Origin of the sequence: Streptomyces cirratus, assembly GCF_014650775.1 — a bacterium.
Lineage (GTDB): Bacteria > Actinomycetota > Actinomycetes > Streptomycetales > Streptomycetaceae > Streptomyces > Streptomyces cirratus.
Genome location: NZ_BMVP01000006.1, coordinates 1 through 17,182 on the forward strand (window position 1 = coordinate 1; position 17,182 = coordinate 17,182).

Genomic DNA, 17,182 nt, shown 5'->3' on the forward strand with positions numbered 1-17,182 from the left:
TTCTTCGCGACCCAGCGCATCGCGTACGCGGCGGACCGGTCGACCTTGGACGGGTCCTTGCCGGAGAACGCGCCACCGCCGTGGCGGGCCATACCGCCGTAGGTGTCGATGATGATCTTGCGGCCGGTCAGGCCCGCGTCACCCATCGGACCACCGATCTCGAAGCGGCCCGTCGGGTTCACCAGCAGCCGGTAGCCCTCGGTGTCCAGCTTGATCCCGTCCTCGATGAGCTGCGCGAGCACGTGCTCGACGACGAACTCGCGGATGTCCGGGGCGAGGAGCGAGTCCAGGTCGATGTCGGCGGCGTGCTGGGTGGACACGACGACGGTGTCGAGGCGGACGGCCTTGTCGCCGTCGTACTCGATGGTGACCTGCGTCTTGCCGTCCGGGCGCAGGTACGGGATGGTCCCGTTCTTGCGGACCTCGGACAGCCGGCGCGAGAGGCGGTGCGCGATGTGGATCGGGAGCGGCATCAGCTCGGGCGTTTCGTCGCACGCGTAGCCGAACATCAGGCCTTGGTCGCCGGCGCCCTGCTTGTCCAGCTCGTCCTCGTCGCCTTCGACGCGCTGCTCGTAGGCGGTGTCGACGCCCTGGGCGATGTCGGGCGACTGTGCGCCGATGGACACCGACACGCCACAGGAGGCGCCGTCGAAGCCCTTCTTGGAGGAGTCGTAACCGATCTCCAGGATCTTGTCGCGGACGAGCTGCGCGATCGGCGCGTAGGCCTTCGTGGTCACCTCTCCCGCGATGTGCACGAGACCGGTGGTGATGAGGGTCTCCACGGCCACGCGCGAGGTCGGGTCCTCACGGAGGAGCGCGTCGAGGATCGTGTCGCTGATCTGGTCAGCGATCTTGTCGGGGTGACCCTCGGTCACGGACTCCGAGGTGAACAGGCGACGGGACACAACGCTCCCTGGGGTTGCAGCGGCTGCTGGCTGATCATTTGGCGGAACCTTACCGGGGGCTGCGCCCGGTCGTGCTCCAAGTGCAGTTTATCGGTCGCCACCGTTTACCGGACCACCCGTCTCGCCTTGTGGGAGCCGTGTGACCTGCGGCACTACATTCTGACGTACGGATTCCCCGGCGGGAAGGCGAACCGCTCAGGCGCGTCGCGGCGCGAGTCGGGAAGCGACCTGGTCCCAAATCGCGTCGGCCAACCCTTCCTTCGGTCCATGCGCAACAGCCGTCTCGGTCCCATCGGAGCCAAGGATGACCGCCTCGTTCTCCTCGGAACCGAAGGTCTTGGTCTCGCCGACCTCATTGATGACGAGAAGATCACATCCCTTGCGCCGGAGCTTGGCCCGTCCATTGGCGAGGACGTCGTCGGTCTCCGCGGCGAAGCCGACCACCACCTGGCCCTCCCGGGCGCGTTCCGCGGAGATCTCCGCCAGCACGTCCGGGTTGCGTACGAGCGCCACCGGCGCGGGGTCCTGCCCGTCCTGCTTCTTGATCTTGCCCTCGGCGTACCGGGCGGGCCGGAAGTCGGCCACGGCCGCCGCCATCACCACGGCGTCGGCGTCGGCGGCCGCCTTGAGCACCGCCTCCCGCAGCTGGAGGGCTGTCCCGACCCGTACGACGTCGGCCCCCGCCGGGTCGGCCAGCGCGGTGTTGGCCGCGACGAGCGTCACCCGGGCCCCGCGCGCCACGGCGGTGCGGGCGAGCGCGTAGCCCTGCTTGCCCGAGGAGCGGTTGCCGAGGAAGCGGACCGGGTCCAGCGGTTCCCGCGTGCCGCCGGCGCTGATCACCACGTGCCGTCCGGCCAGGTCCGGCTCTGCGACGCCCCGGGTCAGGACCCTGCGGCAGACCTCGAAGATCTCGTCGGGGTCGGGCAGCCGTCCCTTCCCGGTGTCCTTGCCGGTGAGCCGGCCGACGGCGGGCTCGATGACGACGGCGCCGCGCCGGCGCAGCGTGGCCACGTTCTCCCGGGTGGCGGGGTGCTCCCACATCTCGGTGTGCATCGCGGGCGCGAAGACCACCGGACAGCGCGCGGTGAGCAGCGTGTTGGTGAGCAGGTCGTCGGCCAGCCCGTGGGCGGCCTTGGCCAGCATGTCGGCGGTGGCCGGGGCGACGACGACCAGGTCGGCGCCCTGCCCGATGCGCACGTGCGGGACGTCGTGGACGCTCTCCCAGACCTCGGTGGAGGCCGGGTTCCCGGAGAGGGCGGCCCAGGTGGCCTCTCCGACGAAGTTCAGCGACGCGGCCGTCGGCACGACCCGTACGTCGTGGCCGGACTCGGACAGCCGGCGCAGCAGCTCGCACGCCTTGTAGGCGGCGATCCCGCCGCTGACCCCCAGCACGACCTTCGGCTTACCCACCACGCACTCCCCTTCGAGGAACCATCTCTGCACCTATGACACACCACAGGCCCGGCAGATGTTCTGCCGGGCCTGTGGTGAAAGGAATTCCTGGCGCCTTACTGGGCCGGGGCCTCGATGGCCTCGGAGGTCAGCAGACCCGCGTTGATCTCGCGCAGCGCGATCGAAAGCGGCTTCTCGTGGACGTGGGTGTCCACCAGCGGGCCGACGTACTCGAGCAGGCCCTCACCGAGCTGCGAGTAGTACGCGTTGATCTGACGCGCGCGCTTGGCCGCGTAGATCACGAGGCTGTACTTCGAGTCCGTGGCCTCGAGCAGCTCGTCGATCGGCGGGTTGATGATGCCCTCGGGCGCAGTCATGGAAGAGGACACGCTCTACCTTCCGAAGATGGGTGAAAGATCTTGCGTCGTTCGGACAAATACCGAACAACGATCAGACAACGTCCATCAAGGCTAGCAGCTCGCGCGCCACGTCCTCGACGGAGGTGTTGACCAGGGTGGCGTCGAACTCGGTCTCGGCAGCAAGTTCGATCTTGGCGGCGGCCAGGCGGCGCTCGATGACCTCGGCCGACTCGGTACCGCGACCGGTGAGGCGGCGGACCAGCTCGTCCCAGCTCGGCGGCGCCAGGAAGACCAGCTGGGCCTCAGGCATCGACTGGCGCACCAGCCGGGCACCCTGGAGGTCGATCTCCAGCAGGACCGGCTCGCCGTTCTCCAGGCGTTCCAGCACCGCGCCGCGTGGTGTGCCGTAGCGGTTGCCAGCGAACTCGGCCCACTCCAGCAGCTCGCCGTTGGCGATCAGCTTGTCGAACTCGTCGTCGCCGACGAAGAAGTAGTGGACACCGTGCCGCTCACCGGGCCGCGGCTTGCGGGTGGTGGCCGACACCGAGAGCCATACCTCGGGGTGGACCTTGCGCATATGCGCGACGACCGTGCTCTTGCCGACCCCTGAGGGGCCGGAGAGCACGGTCAGCCGCGGACGAACCTCTGCTGCCATAGAGCGATTATCCAGGTTCCAGGGACTGCCTGAGAACGCCGGGAGGACTTCGGGCGACGCCTCAGGCGCCGCTACCGCCGAACTCACGCTCCAGAGAGGCGATCTGGTTGGAGCCGAGACCTCGGACACGCCGGGATTCGGAGATGCCGAGACGCTCCATGATCTGCTTGGCGCGGACCTTGCCCACGCCGGGCAGCGACTCAAGGAGGGCGGAGACCTTCATCTTGCCGATGACGTCGTTCTCCTGTCCCGTCTTGATGACGTCGTGGAGGGAGGCGCCGGAATGCTTGAGTCGATTCTTCACCTCGGCCCGCTCCCGGCGAGCCGCGGCGGCCTTTTCGAGCGCTGCTGCGCGCTGTTCAGGGGTAAGGGGCGGAAGAGCCACGCCTACGTCACCTCGGATGTCGAACTGTCGGATACGGACCGGCACGGAGCCAGGAGGCACCACACCAGGCGAGCTCCCGAACGGCGGTGATACTCGTCCGCTGTTCGTTGACTCTGCTCGGAGACTAGCGGCCCGGACCGCTCCAGTCAGCGAGAACGGACGAAAAGTCCTGGTCAGCCTCCGTTGAAACGTACATCACGGACAAACTACCCCGGTTTTGTCCGGTCGAGGACGTTCGGTTTTCGTCAAGCAGTGCGACGGACACCCCCTGGGAATCCGCCGCAGCTCACCGCACCGGTCAGGCGGAGGGGACCGCCGCGCGGATCTCGGCCGCGAAGCCGGATGCCGCTGCCCGCAGGGCCGCGGCATCCGGGCCGTGCCCGAGGACGCCCCGCGAGACGTTCGGGACCACGTTGGCGACGGCCGCGCCGAAGACCGCCGGGAGATCGGCGGCCGTGGCACCCTGCGCGCCGATGCCGGGCGCCAGCAGCGGGCCGTTGATGTCCAGGTCGAAGGAGGAGAGGTCACCGAGGGTCGCGCCGACGACGGCCCCGAAGGAGCCCATCGGCTCGGCCCCCTCGTTCTCGGCCGCCAGGTGGGCCAGCATCGTCGCGCCGATCGAGCGGCCGTCGGAGCGCACCGCCCGCTGCACCTCCGCCCCTTCCGGGTTGGAGGTGAGGGCCAGGACGAAGAGGCCGGCGCCCGAGCGGCGGGCCAGGTCCACCGCGGGAGCGAGCGAACCGTAGCCGAGGTACGGGGAGACCGTCAGGGCGTCGGAGAACAGCGGCGAGCCGGGCGAGAGGAACGTCTCGGCGTAGGCGGCCATCGTCGAGCCGATGTCCCCGCGCTTGGCGTCCATCACGACCAGCGTCCCGGCCGCGCGGGCGTCGGCGACCGTCCGCTCCAGCACCGCGATGCCCCGCGAGCCGAACCGCTCGAAGAAGGCGGCTTGCGGCTTGAAGACGGCGACCGAGTCGGCGAGGGCCTCGACGACCGTGCGGGAGAAGGTCTCCAGCCCGGTGACGTCGTCGTTCAGGCCCCACGACGTGAGCAGGGCGGCGTGCGGGTCGATCCCGACGCACAGCGGGCCGCGGGAGTCCATCGCCGCCCGCAGGCGGGCGCCGAAGGGGGTCACAGGGGTCGCAGAGGTCACTGGGAGGCCTTCCGGGTCTCGGCGCCCACCGCGTCGGCGAGCGTCTCGTACGGGCTGGCGGCGAGGCGCTCGGCCAGGCCCTTGTGGATCGCGCGGGCGTAGCCGGGGCCCTCGTAGATGAAGGCGCTGTAGCCCTGGATCAGCGTCGCGCCCGCCAGGATGCGCTGCCAGGCGTCCTCGGCGTTCTCGATGCCGCCGACCCCGACCAGGACCAGCCGGTCCCCCACGCGGGCGTACAGGCGGCGCAGGACCTCCAGGGAGCGCGCCTTGACGGGGGCTCCGGACAGGCCGCCGGTCTCCTTGACCAGCGAGGGCTCGGACCTCAGGCCCAGGCCCTCGCGGGCGATGGTGGTGTTCGTCGCGATGATGCCGTCCAGGCCGAGCTCCAGGGCGAGGTCGGCGACGGCGTCGACGTCCTCGTCGGCGAGGTCGGGGGCGATCTTGACCAGCAGCGGGACCCGGCGGTCGGTCACCACCCGGTCGGCGGCCTCCCGTACGGCGCTCAGCAGCGGGCGCAGGGACTCGGTGGCCTGGAGGTTGCGCAGCCCCGGGGTGTTCGGCGAGGAGACGTTGACCACGAGGTAGTCGGCGTGGCGGGCCAGGCGCTCGGTGGAGGCGACGTAGTCCGCCACCGCCTCCTCCTCGGGCACCACCTTGGTCTTGCCGATGTTGACGCCGACGACCGTCTTGAAGACGGCCTTGCGGGCCGCCAGGCGCTGGGCGACGGCCGCCGAGCCCTCGTTGTTGAAGCCCATCCGGTTGATCAGCGCGCGGTCGGGGACGAGGCGGAAGAGCCGCTTCTTGGGGTTGCCCGGCTGGGCCTGGGCCGTGACCGTGCCGATCTCGACGTGGTCGAAGCCGAGCATCGACATGCCGTCGATCGCGACGGCGTTCTTGTCGAAGCCGGCCGCGAGCCCGAAGGGGCCGTGCATGCGCAGCCCGAGGGCCTCGGTGCGCAGCCCCTCGTGGCGGGGGGCGAGGACGGCCGCGACGAAGGTGCGCAGCACCGGCGTGCGGGCCGCGAGGCGGATCCAGCGGAAGGCCGTGTAGTGGGCCTGCTCCGGGTCCATCCGCTTGAAGACGAGGTTGAAGAAGAGTTTGTACATCGGCGTGGGGATCCTTGTGCGCTCATGAAGAGGGGGACACCCGTCGCTGTCGCGAATTTGGTGTCCCCCTCCTCGTACGGCTGCTAGTCGCGGGCCGCGATCAGGTGTTCGGCGTGCTCCTGGAGGGAGCGGACGCCGACGTCGCCGCGGTTGAGCGCGTCGATGCCCTGGACGGCGGCGGCGAGCGCCTGGACCGTCGTCAGGCACGGGACGCCGCGCGCCACGGCCGCGGTACGGATCTCGTAGCCGTCGAGGCGGCCACCCGTGCCGTACGGGGTGTTGACGATCAGGTCGACCTGGCCGTCGTGGATCAGCTGGACGATCGTCTTCTCGCCGCCGGGGCCCTCGCCCTCGCTGAGCTTGCGCACGATGGTGGCGTTGATGCCGTTGCGGCGCAGCACCTCCGCGGTGCCGGAGGTCGCCATCAGCTCGAAGCCGTGGGCGACCAGCTCGCGCGCCGGGAAGATCATCGAGCGCTTGTCGCGGTTGGCGACGGAGATGAACGCCCGGCCCTTGGTGGGCAGCGGGCCGTAGGCGCCGGCCTGCGACTTGGCGTAGGCGGTGCCGAAGACGGTGTCGATGCCCATGACCTCGCCGGTGGAGCGCATCTCCGGGCCGAGGACGGTGTCGACGCCGCGGCCGTGGATGTCGCGGAAGCGCGACCACGGCATGACGGCCTCCTTGACGGAGATCGGCGCGTCCAGCGGCAGGGTGCCGCCGTCGCCGTTCTTCGGGAGCATGCCCTCGGCGCGCAGCTCGGCGATGGTGGTGCCGAGCGAGATGCGGGCGGCGGCCTTCGCGAGCGGGACCGCGGTCGCCTTCGAGGTGAAGGGGACGGTGCGGGACGCGCGGGGGTTGGCCTCCAGGACGTAGAGGATGTCACCCGCCATCGCGAACTGGATGTTGATCAGACCGCGGACGCCGACGCCCTTGGCGATGGCCTCGGTGGAGGCGCGCAGGCGCTTGATGTCGTAGCCGCCGAGGGTGATCGGGGGCAGGGCGCAGGCCGAGTCGCCGGAGTGGATGCCGGCTTCCTCGATGTGCTCCATGACGCCGCCGAGGTAGAGCTCGGTGCCGTCGTAGAGGGCGTCGACGTCGATCTCGATGGCGTCGTCGAGGAAGCGGTCGACCAGCACGGGGCGGGTCGGGGAGATCTCGGTGGACTCGGCGATGTACGACTCCAGCCGGGTCTCGTCGTAGACGATCTCCATGCCGCGGCCGCCGAGCACGTACGACGGGCGGACGAGGACCGGGTAGCCGATCTCGTCGGCGATCGCCTTGGCGCCCGCGAAGGTGGTGGCGGTGCCGTGCTTGGGCGCGGGCAGGCCGGCCTCGGCGAGGACCCGGCCGAAGGCGCCGCGGTCCTCGGCGGCGTGGATGGCCTCCGGGGAGGTGCCGACGACGGGGACGCCGTTGTCCTTGAGCGCCTGGGCGAGACCGAGGGGGGTCTGGCCGCCGAGCTGGACGACGACACCGGCGATCGGGCCGGCCAGCGACTCGGCGTGGACGATCTCCAGCACGTCTTCGAGCGTCAGCGGCTCGAAGTACAGGCGGTCGGAGGTGTCGTAGTCCGTGGAGACGGTCTCCGGGTTGCAGTTGACCATCACGGTCTCGTAGCCGGCGTCGCTGAGCGCGAAGGAGGCGTGGACGCAGGAGTAGTCGAACTCGATGCCCTGGCCGATGCGGTTCGGGCCGGAGCCCAGGATGATGACCGCGGGCTTGGTGCGCGGCGCGACCTCGGACTCCTCGTCGTAGGAGGAGTAGAAGTAGGGGGTCTTCGCGGCGAACTCGGCGGCGCAGGTGTCGACCGTCTTGTAGACCGGGCGGACGCCGAGCGCGTGGCGGACCTCGCGGACGACGTCCTCGCGCAGGCCGCGGATCTCGGCGATCTGGGCGTCGGAGAAGCCGTGCCGCTTGGCCTCGGCGAGCAGCTCGGGGTGGAGCTTCTCGGCGGCGGCGAGTTCGTCGGCGATCTCCTTGATGAGGAAGAGCTGGTCGACGAACCAGGGGTCGATCTTCGTGGACTCGAAGACCTCTTCCTGGGTGGCTCCGGCGCGGATGGCCTGCATGACGGTGTTGATGCGGCCGTCGGTCGGGCGGACGGCGGTGGCGAGCAGCTCGTCCTTGTCGCCGGGCTCGCCGACGAAGGTGAACTGGGAGCCCTTCTTCTCCAGCGAGCGCAGGGCCTTCTGGAGCGCCTCGGTGAAGTTGCGGCCGATGGCCATGGCCTCGCCCACCGACTTCATGGTGGTGGTGAGGGTGGCGTCGGCGGCCGGGAACTTCTCGAAGGCGAAGCGGGGGGCCTTGACGACGACGTAGTCGAGGGACGGCTCGAAGGAGGCCGGCGTCTTCTCGGTGATGTCGTTGGGGACCTCGTCGAGCGTGTAGCCGATGGCCAGCTTGGCGGCGATCTTGGCGATCGGGAAGCCGGTGGCCTTCGAGGCGAGCGCGGACGAGCGGGAGACGCGCGGGTTCATCTCGATGACGATGACGCGGCCGTCGGCCGGGTCGATCGCGAACTGGATGTTGCAGCCGCCGGTGTCGACGCCGACCTCGCGGATGATCGCGATGCCGATGTCGCGCAGGCGCTGGTACTCGCGGTCGGTCAGCGTCATCGCGGGGGCGACGGTGATCGAGTCGCCGGTGTGGACGCCCATCGGGTCGAAGTTCTCGATGGAGCAGACGACGACCACGTTGTCCTTGGTGTCGCGCATCAGCTCCAGCTCGTACTCCTTCCAGCCGAGAATGGACTCCTCCAGGAGCACCTCGGTGGTCGGGGAGAGCGTCAGGCCCTGGCCGGCGATGCGGCGCAGCTCTTCCTCGTCGTGGGCGAAGCCGGAGCCGGCGCCGCCCATGGTGAAGGAGGGGCGGACGACGACGGGGTAGCCGCCGAGCGTGTCGACGCCCTTGATGACGTCGTCCATCGAGTGGCAGATGACCGAGCGGGCGGACTCGCCGTAGCCGATCTTGGCCTTGACGGCCTCGACGACGCCCTTGAAGAGGTCGCGGTCCTCGCCCTTGTTGATGGCCTCGACGTTCGCGCCGATCAGCTCGACGCCGTACTTCTCCAGCACCCCCTGCTCGTGCATGGAGATGGCGGTGTTCAGCGCGGTCTGGCCGCCGAGGGTGGGCAGGAGCGCGTCGGGGCGCTCCTTGGCGATGATCTTCTCGACGAACTCGGGGGTGATCGGCTCGACGTACGTGGCGTCGGCGATCTCCGGGTCGGTCATGATCGTCGCCGGGTTGGAGTTCACCAGGATGACCCGCAGGCCCTCGGCCTTGAGGATGCGGCAGGCCTGGGTGCCGGAGTAGTCGAACTCGGCGGCCTGTCCGATGACGATCGGGCCGGAGCCGATGACCAGGACGGACTGGATATCGGTGCGCTTAGGCACGCTCGGCCTCCATCTGGGTGGTGCTCATCAAAGACGTGAAGCGGTCGAAGAGGTACGCGGCGTCGTGCGGGCCCGCGGCGGCTTCGGGGTGGTACTGGACGGAGAAGGCGGGCTGGTCGAGCAGCTGGAGGCCTTCCACGACGTTGTCGTTGAGGCAGACGTGCGAGACCTCGGCGCGGCCGAAGGGGGTCTCGGACACCTTGTCGAGGGGCGCGTCGACGGCGAAGCCGTGGTTGTGCGCGGTGACCTCGACCTTGCCGGTGGTGCGGTCCTGGACCGGCTGGTTGATGCCGCGGTGGCCGTACTTGAGCTTGTACGTGCCGAAGCCCAGCGCGCGGCCGAGGATCTGGTTGCCGAAGCAGATGCCGAAGAGCGGGGTCTTGCGCTCCAGGACGCCCTGCATCACGGAGACCGCGTGGTCGGCGGTGGCCGGGTCTCCGGGGCCGTTGGAGAAGAACACGCCGTCCGGGTCGACCGCGTACACGTCCTCGACGGTGGCGGTGGCGGGCAGGACGTGCACCTCGATGCCGCGCTCGGCCATCCGGTGCGGGGTCATGCCCTTGATGCCGAGGTCGACGGCGGCGACGGTGAACTTCTTCTCACCGATCGCGGGGACGACGTACTTCTCCTTGGTGGCGACCTCGGCGGAGAGGTTCGCGCCCTTCATCTGGGGGGCGTCCTGGACCTTCGCCAGCAGCACGGCGTCGTCCATCACCGCCTCGCCGGAGAAGATGCCGACGCGCATGGCGCCGCGCTCGCGCAGGTGGCGGGTCAGGGCGCGGGTGTCGATGCCGCTGATCCCGACGACGCCCTGGGCGGTCAGCTCCTCGTCCAGGGAGCGCCGGGAGCGCCAGTTGGAGGGCTTGCGCGCGGGGTCGCGCACGACGTAGCCGGACACCCAGATCCGGGAGGACTCGGGGTCCTCGTCGTTGACACCGGTGTTGCCGACGTGCGGGGCGGTCATCACGACGACCTGCCGGTGGTACGACGGGTCGGTGAGGGTCTCCTGGTAGCCGGTCATGCCGGTGGAGAACACGGCCTCGCCGAAGGTCTCCCCCACAGCGCCGTAGGCGCGGCCGCGGAAGATCCGGCCGTCCTCCAGGACGAGTACGGCGGGAGCTTTGGCTGCTCCCCTGGTGGAGGTCGTCATCGTTCGGCGCCTTCCGTCGTGATGGTTGGGTTCATGAGGTTGAGGGCTTCGACCCAGGCGGCGTGTTCGGCCGCCCGGTCGGAGCGGAATCCGGAGTCGATCAGCTTGTCGCCGTGCGCCCAGGTGACGACGAGCAGACCGCCCTCGGTGAGTACCTTGCCCGCGATTCCCTTGTCGAGGCGGGCGCCGCGCAGCTGCGCGGCCGGTACGAAGAAGTCGGTGGCCCCCGGACGGACCACGTCGAGGCCCGCGTCGGTGAGCGTGAGCTCGACCCGGCTGCGCACCCCCAGGCCGTGGGCGACGATCCGGTCGAGCCACTGCCCGGCGGTGGTGGACCCGTGGTACCGGCCGGTCAGGGCGAGCCGGTGGGCGGGCAGACCGCTCGGGGCGGCGGGCAGCTCCGGCAGATCGCTCTGCAGGGTGCCGCGCCATTTCCAGCCCTGCCGCATCAGCCAGTAGACGAACGCGATGAAGACGAGCAGACCGATCACCCACGCGATGCGCGGGCCCCAGTCCGTCACCTCCGCCGAGTGTCGTTCTGCGGCCTCGGCGGCCAGTTGGATTACTGCAGGTGTCACGCCAGCGTCCCGTCCACGACCGTTGCCCGGCCCCGCAGGAAGGTGTGAGTGACGCGCCCCGGCAGCTCACGGCCCTCGTAAGGCGTGTTGCGGCTGCGGGAGGCGAAGTGTGCGGGGTCCACGACACCACGGTACGAGGTATCGACCAAGGTCAGGTTCGCGGGTTCACCTGCCGAGACGGGCCGTCCGTGGTTCTCCAGGCCGCCGATGCGCGCCGGGGCGAAGGACATCCGCTCGGCGACGCCCGCCCAGTCGAGCAGCCCGGTCTCCACCATCGTCTGCTGGACGACGGACAGCGCGGTCTCCAGCCCGACCATGCCCATGGCGGCGGCGGCCCACTCGCAGTCCTTGTCCTCGTGCGGGTGCGGGGCGTGGTCGGTGGCGACGATGTCGATCGTGCCGTCGGCGAGCGCCTCGCGCAGGGCCGTCACGTCGCGCTCGGTGCGCAGCGGCGGGTTGACCTTGTAGACCGCGTTGTACGAGCGCACCAGCTCGTCGGTGAGGAGCAGGTGGTGCGGGGTGACCTCGGCGGTGACGTCGATGCCGCGGGACTTGGCCCAGCGGACGATCTCGACGGAGCCGGCGGTGGACAGGTGGCAGATGTGCACGCGGGAGCCGACGTGCTCGGCGAGGAGCACGTCACGGGCGATGATCGACTCCTCGGCGACGGCGGGCCAGCCGCCGAGGCCCAGCTCCGCGGAGACGACGCCCTCGTTCATCTGCGCGCCCTCGGTCAAGCGGGGCTCCTGGGCGTGCTGGGCGACGACGCCGCCGAAGGCCTTCACGTATTCCAGGGCGCGGCGCATGATCACGGCGTCGTCCACGCACTTGCCGTCGTCCGAGAAGACGGTGACGCGGGCGGCGCTGTCGTGCATCGCGCCGAGCTCCGCGAGCTGCTTGCCCTCCAGGCCGACGGTGACGGCGCCGATGGGCTGCACGTCGCAGTAGCCGGACTCCTTGCCCAGGCGCCAGACCTGCTCGACCACGCCGGCGGTGTCGGCGACAGGGAAGGTGTTCGCCATGGCGAAGACGGCGGTGTAGCCGCCGGAGGCGGCGGCGCGGGTGCCGGTCAGGACGGTCTCGGAGTCCTCGCGGCCGGGCTCGCGCAGGTGCGTGTGCAGGTCGACCAGGCCCGGGAGGAGCACCTGGCCGGCGGCCTCGACGACCTGGGCTCCCTCGGCGGAGAGCCCGGTACCGACCTCGGCGATGGTCTCGCCGTCGATCAGGACGTCCTGCGCCTCGCCACCGAGTACCTTCGCGCCACGGATCAGGATCTTGCTCATGGTTACTTGCTCTCCTCGATGCGGGGCGTGCTGGTGGTGGTGACGGCGGGCTCGGAGCCGCCGAGCAGCAGGTACAGGACGGCCATCCGGGTGGAGACGCCGTTGGCGACCTGCTCGACGGCCGTGCAGCGGTCGGAGTCGGCGACCTCGGCGGTGATCTCCATGCCGCGGTTCATCGGGCCGGGGTGCATCACGATGGCGTGCTCCGGCATCTTGGCCATGCGGTCGCCGTCGAGCCCGTACCGGCGGGAGTACTCGCGCTCGGTGGGGAAGAAGGCGGCGTTCATGCGTTCGCGCTGCACACGCAGCATCATCACCGCGTCGGACTTCGGCAGCACCTCGTCCAGGTTGTACGAGACCTCGCACGGCCAGCTCTCGACGCCGATCGGGACCAGCGTCGGCGGCGCCACCACGGTGACCTGCGCGCCCAGCGTGTGGAGCAGCTGGACGTTGGAGCGGGCGACCCGGCTGTGCAGGACGTCGCCGACGATCGTGATCCGGCGGCCGTTCAGGTCCTTGCCGAGGCCGGCGTCGCGCCCGACCAGGCGGCGGCGCATGGTGAAGGCGTCGAGCAGGGCCTGGGTGGGGTGCTCGTGGGTGCCGTCGCCGGCGTTGACCACGGCGGAGTCGATCCAGCCGGAGGTGGCGAGCCGGTAGGGGGCGCCGGAGGCGTGGTGGCGGATGACGACGGCGTCCGCGCCCATCGCCTCCAGGGTCAGGGCGGTGTCCTTGAGGGATTCGCCCTTGGAAACCGAGGAGCCCTTGGCGGAGAAGTTGATGACGTCGGCGGAGAGCCGCTTGGCGGCCGCCTCGAAGGAGATCCGGGTGCGGGTCGAGTCCTCGAAGAAGAGGTTGACGACGGTGAGGCCGCGCAGGGTGGGCAGCTTCTTGATCGGCCGGTCCGCGACGCGGGCCATCTCCTCGGCGGTGTCGAGGATGAGGACAGCGTCGTCGCGGGTGAGATCGGCGGCCGAGATGAGGTGGCGCTTCATCTGGGTGCTCCGTAGGTCAGGAGGGCAGGCAGGCGGACTGTCTGGCGGGTGTCGCGGGCAGGGCAGACTGCGGCCGGGTACCCGTGGCGGGACCCGTACCGGTTCGGGCTACTGCTGCCCGGCTGCCCGGTCGGTCCGCTGGCCGAGCAGCACGGCATCGCGGCCGTCCTCCTCCTGGAGCTGGACCTTGACGGTCTCCCGCAGCGACGTGGGGAGGTTCTTCCCGACGTAGTCGGCGCGGATCGGCAGTTCGCGGTGGCCGCGGTCGACGAGGACCGCGAGCTGGACGGCGCGGGGGCGGCCGAGGTCGCCGAGGGCGTCCAGGGCGGCGCGGATGGTTCTGCCGGAGAAGAGCACGTCGTCGACGAGGATGACCAGGCGGCCTTCGATGTCGTCGCCGGGGATCTCGGTGCGGCCGATCGCCCGGGCCGGCTTCATCCGCAGGTCGTCGCGGTACATGGTGATGTCGAGGGAGCCGACCGGGATCTTCGTACCGGTGATCTCTTCGAGTTTGGCGGCCAGCCGGCGGGCGAGGTACACACCGCGGGTGGGGATGCCGAGGAGCACCACGTCGTCGGCGCCCTTGGCGCGTTCGACGATCTCGTGGGCGATGCGGGTCAGTACCCGCGCGATGTCCTGGGCGTCCAGCACGGGACGCACGACATCGGAGCTCTGCTGGGTGTCCATGAAAAGGACCTCCTTCTCCGCCTCACGGGACGGACCTTAAAGGACGTCTGATGTTCGCGTTCCACCGTAGCAGCCGGACGCGCCCGGTCCGTCCACCGGGCACGACGCGGGACCCCTCGTAAGTGGGGGTTGAAGAGCATTCGGCTTGACGCATCCAAGTAACGCTGCGTAACCTCACAGTGAGTTACCAGCCGCGCGGCGGAGCCGCACGTGGTCATGTCGTCCATGTCGTCACAGCGTCACAGCGTCCGGGAGCGTTATGTCCAGCGAATACGCCAAACAGCTCGGGGCCAAGCTCCGTGCCATCCGCACCCAGCAGGGCCTTTCCCTCCATGGTGTGGAGGAGAAGTCCCAGGGCCGGTGGAAGGCCGTGGTGGTCGGTTCCTACGAGCGCGGGGACCGCGCCGTGACCGTTCAGCGCCTCGCCGAGCTGGCGGACTTCTACGGGGTCCCGGTCCAGGAACTGCTGCCGGGCACCACCCCGGGCGGAGCGGCCGAGCCGCCGCCGAAGCTGCGTCTGGACCTGGAGCGGCTGGCGGGCGTGCCCGCCGAGAAGGCCGGCCCGCTCCAGCGGTACGCCGCCACCATCCAGAGCCAGCGCGGCGACTACAACGGCAAGGTGCTCTCGATCCGCCAGGACGACCTGCGCACCCTCGCGGTCATCTACGACCAGTCCCCCTCGGTGCTGACCGAGCAGCTCATCAGCTGGGGCGTGCTGGACGCGGACGCCCGGCGCGCCGTGGCCCACGAGGACGTCTAGTCCCACCGGGCCCAGGCCCAGCAGAAACGTTACCGGCGGGTGCCGGATCCCCCAGGGGGTCCGGCACCCGCCGTTTCGCGTTCCGGCCCGACGCACTCGTCAGGCACGTGGGAGGACCCGGCACGCGCGAACGGGAGGGCCCGCGGCGCGTGGTGCGCCGCGGGCCCTCCCGTTGTGACCGGTCCTGCGCGGGACTACTCGCGCCGCAGGCTCGGCTTGAGGTCCTTGAACCGGCCCAGCAGCCCGTTCACGAACGAGGGCGACTCGTCCGTGGAGAACTCCTTGGCCAGCTGGACGGCCTCGTCGATCGCCACGGCGTCCGGCGTCTCGTCCACCCAGATCAGCTCGTACGCGCCGAGCCGCACGATGTTCCGGTCCACGACCGGCATGCGGTCGAGGTCCCAGTCCACGGCGTAGGTGACGATCAGGTCGTCGATGCGGTTCACCTTGTCGGCGTACCCCTCGACAAGGTCCATCGTGAAGGCGTTGACCGGCGGCTGCCGGTCGTCCGACCGCGCGTGGCGGATCCAGTCCGCGAGGACCTCGCGCACGGGCACGCCGCGCTGATCGGCCTCGAAGAGGATCTGGAAAGCGCGCTTTCGCGCGTTGCTCCGGGCAGCCACGGTTAGCTGTTCACCCGGCCGAGGTAGTCGCTGGTGCGGGTGTCGACCTTGATCTTCTCGCCGGTGCTGACGAAGAGCGGGACCTGGATCTCGTGGCCCGTCTCCAGCCTCGCCGGCTTGGTGCCGCCGGTGGAGCGGTCGCCCTGGACGCCCGGGTCGGTGTGCTCGATGACCAGCTCGACGGCGGCCGGGAGCTCGACGTAGAGCACCTCGCCCTCGTGGCGGGCCACGGAGGCGGTGAAGCCCTCGATGAGGAAGTTGGCGGCGTCGCCGACGACCTTGCGGTCGACCATCAGCTGGTCGTAGGTCTCCATGTCCATGAAGACGAAGTACTCGCCGTCCATGTACGAGAACTGCATGTCCCGGCGGTCGATGGTGGCCGTGTCGACCTTGGTGCCGGCGTTGAAGGTCTTGTCGACGACCTTGCCGGAGAGCACGTGCTTGAGCTTGGTGCGCACGAAGGCCGGGCCCTTGCCGGGCTTGACGTGCTGGAACTCGACGACGGACCAGAGCTGGCCCCCGTCGAGCTTCAGCACCATGCCGTTCTTGAGGTCGTTCGTGGAAGCCACGGTTGCGGAATCTCCTGCACTGGAAGACCACGGGTGCGCGCACGGCCCGGCCGAGCGGGCTAGAGCGCGAGCAGCTCCTTGGTCGTAATGGTGAGTAGCTCTGGACCGCCGTCCGCCTCGGGGCGTACGACGAGCGTGTCATCGATCCGGACACCGCCCCGGCCCGGGAGGTGAACCCCCGGTTCGACGGTGACCGGCACGCAAGCGTCCAGTTTACCCATGGCCGTAGGTGCAAGCTGCGGGTCCTCGTCGATTTCGAGGCCGACGCCGTGTCCGGTGGACGCGGCCAGCGCCTCGCCGTGCCCGGCCGAGTCGAGCACGGAGCGCGCCGCGTGGTCGACGTCGCGGCAGGCGGCGCCCGGCAGGAGGGCCTCCCGGCCGGCCCGCTGGGCGGCGAACACCAGGTCGTACAGCTCGATCTGCCACGAGGCCGGGGTGGTGCCGATCACGAACGTGCGGCCGATCTCGCAGCGGTAGCCCCGGTAGTTCGCCCCGAGGCACACGGAGAGGAAGTCGCCCTCCTCGACCCGGCGGTCGGAGGGCCGGTGCCGGGAGCGGCCGGAGTGGGGCCCGGTGCCGACGGAGGTGGGGAAGGCGGGGCCGTCCGCGCCGTGGTCGACCAGGCGGCGTTCCAGCTCCAGCGCCAGGTGGCGTTCGGTGCGGCCGACGAGGATCGACTCCAGCAGCTCGCCGAGGGCCTGGTCGGCGATCTCGGCGGCGATGCGCAGGCAGGCGATCTCTTCCTCGTCCTTGACGAGGCGCTGCTGTTCCACGGCGGGCCCGAGGTCCGCCAGGCGCAGCTTCGGCGCGACCGAGTGCAGGGCCCGGTGGCGGCCGACGGTGAGGTGGTGCTCCTCCACCGCGAGGGAGTCGGCCCGGCCGGAGGCGGCCAGGTCGGCGGCGGCCACCGCGGGGTCCCCGCCGGGGGCGCCGATCACGGTGACCCGCAGCTGCTCGTCGAGGCGGCCCTCGTCGTTCTCCCCGGTCGGGGCGCCCGCGCAGAACAGCACCTCCTCCGCCGGACCGACCAGCAGGACGGCGCCCGGCGGGCAGGCTCCGGTCAGGTAGCGGACGTTCGCCGGACGCGTGATCAGCGCGGCGGCGTTGCCCGCGGCGGCGCAGCGGTCGCGAAGCAGGGCCCGACGGGCGGCGTACACGTCTGACATGTATTCGAGCGTACGAGCGCCCCGCCC

Annotated in this window: 17 protein-coding genes; 1 reads left to right on the top strand and 16 read right to left on the bottom strand. The window is 70.4% G+C overall.

Annotation, left to right across the window (positions count from 1 at the left end; translation table 11 throughout):
• The 13 genes from metK to pyrR all read right to left on the bottom strand — a co-directional run.
• A partial coding sequence (gene metK, locus IE207_RS17320; protein ID WP_190185144.1) for a methionine adenosyltransferase occupies positions 1 to 905 on the bottom strand: 905 nt, incomplete at its 3' end.
• 195 nt (positions 906 to 1,100) lie between these two features.
• Positions 1,101 to 2,315, bottom strand: a complete 1,215-nt coding sequence (coaBC, locus tag IE207_RS17325) for a bifunctional phosphopantothenoylcysteine decarboxylase/phosphopantothenate--cysteine ligase CoaBC (RefSeq protein WP_190185396.1) — start codon at positions 2,313 to 2,315, stop codon at positions 1,101 to 1,103.
• A gap of 98 nt (positions 2,316 to 2,413) precedes the next feature.
• A complete protein-coding gene (gene rpoZ / locus IE207_RS17330; RefSeq protein ID WP_030879741.1) occupies positions 2,414 to 2,686 on the bottom strand; it encodes a DNA-directed RNA polymerase subunit omega in 273 nt (90 codons plus the stop codon).
• 61 nt (positions 2,687 to 2,747) lie between these two features.
• A complete protein-coding gene (gene gmk, locus IE207_RS17335; protein ID WP_190185145.1) occupies positions 2,748 to 3,311 on the bottom strand; it encodes a guanylate kinase in 564 nt (187 codons plus the stop codon).
• 61 nt (positions 3,312 to 3,372) lie between these two features.
• A complete protein-coding gene (locus IE207_RS17340) occupies positions 3,373 to 3,696 on the bottom strand; it encodes an integration host factor (RefSeq protein ID WP_030234009.1) in 324 nt (107 codons plus the stop codon).
• A gap of 298 nt (positions 3,697 to 3,994) precedes the next feature.
• Entirely contained in the window at positions 3,995 to 4,849 is an 855-nt protein-coding gene (gene pyrF, locus IE207_RS17345) for an orotidine-5'-phosphate decarboxylase (protein ID WP_268250189.1), read from the bottom strand.
• Positions 4,846 to 5,955 (bottom strand): quinone-dependent dihydroorotate dehydrogenase, encoded by a 1,110-nt coding sequence (locus tag IE207_RS17350; RefSeq protein WP_190185146.1) that lies wholly within the window; start codon positions 5,953 to 5,955, stop codon positions 4,846 to 4,848. Before IE207_RS17350 ends, pyrF begins: the two co-directional genes overlap by 4 nt.
• Positions 5,956 to 6,038: 83 nt before the next feature.
• Entirely contained in the window at positions 6,039 to 9,347 is a 3,309-nt protein-coding gene (gene carB / locus IE207_RS17355) for a carbamoyl-phosphate synthase large subunit (RefSeq protein WP_190185147.1), read from the bottom strand.
• Positions 9,340 to 10,497: a glutamine-hydrolyzing carbamoyl-phosphate synthase small subunit gene (gene carA, locus IE207_RS17360; protein ID WP_190185148.1), complete on the bottom strand. Its 1,158-nt coding sequence runs from the start codon at positions 10,495 to 10,497 to the stop codon at positions 9,340 to 9,342. Before carA ends, carB begins: the two co-directional genes overlap by 8 nt.
• Positions 10,494 to 11,075: a PH-like domain-containing protein gene (locus IE207_RS17365; protein WP_190185149.1), complete on the bottom strand. Its 582-nt coding sequence runs from the start codon at positions 11,073 to 11,075 to the stop codon at positions 10,494 to 10,496. The genes carA and IE207_RS17365 overlap by 4 nt, the downstream gene beginning before the upstream one ends.
• On the bottom strand, positions 11,072 to 12,358 hold the full coding sequence (locus IE207_RS17370) for a dihydroorotase (RefSeq protein ID WP_190185150.1): 1,287 nt from the start codon (positions 12,356 to 12,358) through the stop codon (positions 11,072 to 11,074). The genes IE207_RS17365 and IE207_RS17370 overlap by 4 nt, the downstream gene beginning before the upstream one ends.
• Before the next feature lie 2 nt (positions 12,359 to 12,360).
• Entirely contained in the window at positions 12,361 to 13,350 is a 990-nt protein-coding gene (locus IE207_RS17375) for an aspartate carbamoyltransferase catalytic subunit (protein ID WP_190185151.1), read from the bottom strand.
• A gap of 108 nt (positions 13,351 to 13,458) precedes the next feature.
• Complete coding sequence (gene pyrR, locus IE207_RS17380; RefSeq protein WP_190185152.1) at positions 13,459 to 14,037, bottom strand: bifunctional pyr operon transcriptional regulator/uracil phosphoribosyltransferase PyrR; 579 nt, start codon at positions 14,035 to 14,037, stop codon at positions 13,459 to 13,461.
• Positions 14,038 to 14,296: 259 nt separating this feature from the next.
• Between pyrR and bldD the strand changes: the two genes are divergently transcribed.
• On the top strand, positions 14,297 to 14,797 hold the full coding sequence (bldD, locus tag IE207_RS17385) for a transcriptional regulator BldD (RefSeq protein ID WP_030026184.1): 501 nt from the start codon (positions 14,297 to 14,299) through the stop codon (positions 14,795 to 14,797).
• Positions 14,798 to 14,991: 194 nt separating this feature from the next.
• Here the strand turns inward: bldD and nusB are convergent, their stop codons facing one another.
• From nusB to IE207_RS17400, 3 genes are read right to left on the bottom strand one after another with little or no spacing between them, the layout of a single operon-like run.
• Positions 14,992 to 15,420, bottom strand: a complete 429-nt coding sequence (gene nusB / locus IE207_RS17390; protein ID WP_190185153.1) for a transcription antitermination factor NusB — start codon at positions 15,418 to 15,420, stop codon at positions 14,992 to 14,994.
• A 2-nt stretch (positions 15,421 to 15,422) separates the two neighbouring features.
• Positions 15,423 to 15,989, bottom strand: coding sequence for an elongation factor P (gene efp, locus IE207_RS17395; RefSeq protein WP_190185154.1), 567 nt, complete (start codon positions 15,987 to 15,989; stop codon positions 15,423 to 15,425).
• Positions 15,990 to 16,048: 59 nt separating this feature from the next.
• Positions 16,049 to 17,155 (bottom strand): aminopeptidase P family protein, encoded by a 1,107-nt coding sequence (locus IE207_RS17400; RefSeq protein ID WP_190185155.1) that lies wholly within the window; start codon positions 17,153 to 17,155, stop codon positions 16,049 to 16,051.
• Between the last annotated feature and the right edge of the window lie 27 nt (positions 17,156 to 17,182).

Excerpts from the sequence above, each read along its gene's own strand:
- gmk (WP_190185145.1), bottom strand. The coding sequence starts at position 3,311 with ATGGCAGCAGAGGTTCGTCCGCGGCTGACCGTGCTCTCCGGCCCCTCA.
- IE207_RS17350 (WP_190185146.1), bottom strand. The coding sequence starts at position 5,955 with ATGTACAAACTCTTCTTCAACCTCGTCTTCAAGCGGATGGACCCGGAG.
- carA (WP_190185148.1), bottom strand. The coding sequence starts at position 10,497 with ATGACGACCTCCACCAGGGGAGCAGCCAAAGCTCCCGCCGTACTCGTC.
- IE207_RS17370 (WP_190185150.1), bottom strand. The coding sequence starts at position 12,358 with ATGAGCAAGATCCTGATCCGTGGCGCGAAGGTACTCGGTGGCGAGGCG.
- IE207_RS17375 (WP_190185151.1), bottom strand. The coding sequence starts at position 13,350 with ATGAAGCGCCACCTCATCTCGGCCGCCGATCTCACCCGCGACGACGCT.
- pyrR (WP_190185152.1), bottom strand. The coding sequence starts at position 14,037 with ATGGACACCCAGCAGAGCTCCGATGTCGTGCGTCCCGTGCTGGACGCC.
- bldD (WP_030026184.1), top strand. The coding sequence starts at position 14,297 with ATGTCCAGCGAATACGCCAAACAGCTCGGGGCCAAGCTCCGTGCCATC.
- IE207_RS17400 (WP_190185155.1), bottom strand. The coding sequence starts at position 17,155 with ATGTCAGACGTGTACGCCGCCCGTCGGGCCCTGCTTCGCGACCGCTGC.